Origin of the sequence: Streptomyces sp. SID14478 (genome assembly GCF_010548525.1) — a bacterium.
Lineage (GTDB): Bacteria > Actinomycetota > Actinomycetes > Streptomycetales > Streptomycetaceae > Streptomyces.
Map to the genome: position 1 here is coordinate 1 of NZ_JAAGMG010000729.1, position 285 is coordinate 285.

1 protein-coding gene is annotated in these 285 nt (G+C 78.9%); it reads left to right on the top strand.

Annotated elements, in window-relative coordinates:
• Positions 1 to 285 (top strand): helix-turn-helix domain-containing protein (locus G3I40_RS23905; RefSeq protein ID WP_164304167.1); only part of this gene is annotated, 285 nt, incomplete at both ends.

Here is a 285-nt window from a genome sequence, read left to right on the forward strand (position 1 = left end):
GCGGTCGCGCTCGACGGGGCACCGATCGCCTCGCTCGCCCGCGGCCTCAGCGTCCTCACCGCCTTCGACGCCGCCCGCCCGGCGCTCACCCTCAGCGAGATCGCCGAGCGCACCGGACTGGCCCGGGCCACCGCCCGCCGCGCCCTCATCACGTACCGGCACCTCGGCTACGTCACCCAGGACGGCCGCGCCCACCGGCTCACGCCCCGCGTGCTCGGCCTGGGCTGCGCCCCGCTGTCCCGTACGACGCTGCCGCGGATCGCCGGGCCCCACCTGGCCGCGCTG